The 2,321-nt window shown below is 75.4% G+C and carries 4 protein-coding genes; 1 reads left to right on the forward strand and 3 read right to left on the reverse strand.

Features of this window, described 5'->3' with window-relative positions:
- A partial coding sequence (locus HW577_RS23825) for a hypothetical protein (RefSeq protein WP_198378588.1) occupies window positions 1-406 on the forward strand: 406 nt, incomplete at its 5' end.
- Here the strand turns inward: HW577_RS23825 and HW577_RS23830 are convergent.
- From HW577_RS23830 to HW577_RS23840, 3 genes are all read right to left on the reverse strand, one after another.
- The gene (locus HW577_RS23830; protein WP_198378589.1) at window positions 342-989 is read right to left on the reverse strand and encodes a HAMP domain-containing protein; all 648 of its coding nucleotides are present in this window, start codon (window positions 987-989) and stop codon (window positions 342-344) included. The two genes, HW577_RS23825 and HW577_RS23830, sit on opposite strands and share 65 nt — an antisense overlap.
- 153 nt (window positions 990-1,142) lie before the next feature.
- Window positions 1,143-1,601 carry a MarR family winged helix-turn-helix transcriptional regulator gene (locus HW577_RS23835; RefSeq protein WP_198378590.1) on the reverse strand — a complete coding sequence of 153 codons (459 nt, stop codon included), beginning with the start codon at window positions 1,599-1,601 and terminating at the stop codon, window positions 1,143-1,145.
- On the reverse strand, window positions 1,598-2,321 hold a 724-nt coding region (locus tag HW577_RS23840), incomplete at its 5' end, for a hypothetical protein (protein ID WP_232475205.1). The genes HW577_RS23840 and HW577_RS23835, both read right to left, overlap by 4 nt.

Genomic DNA, 2,321 nt, shown 5'->3' on the forward strand with positions numbered 1-2,321 from the left:
GCCCGTCGTCGTCGCCGAATGCGTCGATGACCGCAACCGCGGCCGCCTGGTCGCCGCGGGCGCCGCCGCCGCCGTGCGGCCGCTGCGCGCCTACCCCGAGATGCTGGCCCGCGCGCTGGTGGCGCCGGGGGCGGAGCGGCTGCTCGAGGACCTGTTCTCCTCCGAGGGCAACGAGCTGTTCCGCGTGGACCTGCCGCGCCCCTGGCGCGGGCGCTGGTCGAAGGTCGCGACGCTGCTGGTCGAGCGCGGGCTCGGCACCGCCATCGCCTACCGCCCGCCAGGCGGCGAGGCCCGGCTCAATCCCCCGGGGACGGAGGAGATCGAGGCGGAGGCGATCTACGTCATCCTGCGCGAGGAGCGCGAGGCGGAGGTGAAGGCGCTGGCTGCGCTGCTGGCCGGCGCCTGAATCGCCTCACGCCGCGCGGGCCGCGGGCGCGCGCGCGGGGCCAGGCATCGATCTTGGCCGCCAGCATGGGGCGGGCGAACAGGAAGCCCTGCACCCGCGTCACCGGATCGGTGAAGGCAAGGACGTTCATGCGCAGCATGTTGCTGTTCAGACGCTCGATCATCGCGCGGAAGCTGTCCGCGAGCCCGCCGACCTCGCAGGCGCAGTCGACATCGACGGGGCGGTTGAAGTCGCCCCGCACGATCGCAGCCGTGCTGCGCCGCAGGGCGAGGATGGCGCTGGTGAGCTTGCTGGCGGCGCCGTAGGTGACGAGCGCGGGCACGGTGATCGTGAGCAGCAGCACCGCGCAGAACTCGCCGGCGGAGAGCGTGTCGCGCAGCGGCAGGACAAGCTGGACCAGCACCAGGATGCACAGCCCGGTGCAGGCCGCGGCGAGCAGCGCGAAGCGGATCGGGATGCTGTTGAGGCCCTGCCCCTTGGCGGCGGGTTCCGCATCGCGGCCCGGGTGGCGGGCTGGGCGCCTGTGGCACAGGTCGGTTCGGTCGCGCGCGGGATTTCCCGGAACGGGGTGCGCGGCGGCCATCGCGCATCCTGCGCCGGTCGCCGTGCGGGAACATTCATGCCCACAGTGGCCGAAGGGTGTTCCCGACCCTTGAAGATGCGCGGCGGCGAATGTCCGCTTGTGTCGGCCCGTGGCGCGGGCCTGCGGCAGGCCCCTGGGCGCGCGCTCGCCCGGTCAGTCCCGCGCCCGGTCGAGCCGGCGGCGGATCTCGCGCAGCCCCGGGATCAGGGCCTCGATCGCACCGGCCGGCAGGTCCGCGAGCAGCGGTGCGAGCGCGGCGGTTGCGTCGCGCACCGCCTTCTCCCGCCGCGCGCGCCCCGCGCGGGTCAGGAAGACCCGTTTCACGCGCCCGTCCTCGGCATCGGGCGCGAGGCGGATCAGGCCCCGGTCCTCGAGCCGCTGCATGGTGTTGGTGACGGCGCCGCGCGCGAGTTGCAGCGCGCTGGCGATGCGCGCGGGCGTCGTGCCGTCGCCGACGCGCACCAGGTGGTTCAGCAGGATGAAGTGCGACAGGAGGAGCCCGTCCGCCTGCACCGCGTCGAAGCGGTTGCGGGCGAGCTGCTCGATGATGCCGACCTCGTTCATCAGCGCGAAGAGAGGCGGGTCGTCCGGTGGGGTCGGGCTGCTGTTCACGCCCCCATGATACGCGATTCGGCCGGCCAGCGCGGGGTGGGCCGCGGCGGTGGCGCGCCGGGCCGCGCGTAGCCCAGCCGGCCCAGCATCTGCAGGCGGGCCGGCGGCGCCGTGCCGGTCAGCCCGTGCGCCTCGGCGAAGTGCGGCGCCATGGCGGGATATTCCTGCAGCGCCTGGCTGACCGGCTGCAGCGCGAGCCCGAGCCCCGTCGCGGCGAGGTTCAGCCTGAGCCAGTCGGCGCCCGCAGCAAGCGCCGCCGCGCGCGTGTCCGGCCCGACCGTCCAGACGAAGGTCGGCGTGGCGGCGAGCATGGGCCGGTAGCGATCGAACATCGCGGTCCAGCCGGCCCCGCCCGGTGTCGCGAAGGCCTCGCGCGTGATGACGCCGCGCGCGACGAGGTCGTCGAGGCCCGGGCCGCCGACCGGCACGCCGTCCGGCTGCGCGGCGATCGCGGCGGAGCCGAGCCGCATCAGGTTCACCGTCTCGAGATGCGCGGCGGGTGTCTCGGCCTCCGTCACCCAGGCGCGCCAGGCGAGGTCGCGCAGCGCGGCCGTCTGGGCTTCCGATCCGCTCGCGTGGAAGGCGGCGCCGACGGCGGCACGCAGCGCGGCGAGCGCCTCGGCCGGGACCGGGCGCGCCATGTCGAAGGGTTCCTTGGTGCTGCGGCGGCGCGGCGCATGCGCGAAGAGCGGATCGCGCGGCGGGCGGCCCGGCAGGGGC

The organism is Neoroseomonas rubea (assembly GCF_016106015.1).
In the GTDB taxonomy this organism is placed as follows: domain Bacteria; phylum Pseudomonadota; class Alphaproteobacteria; order Acetobacterales; family Acetobacteraceae; genus Neoroseomonas; species Neoroseomonas rubea.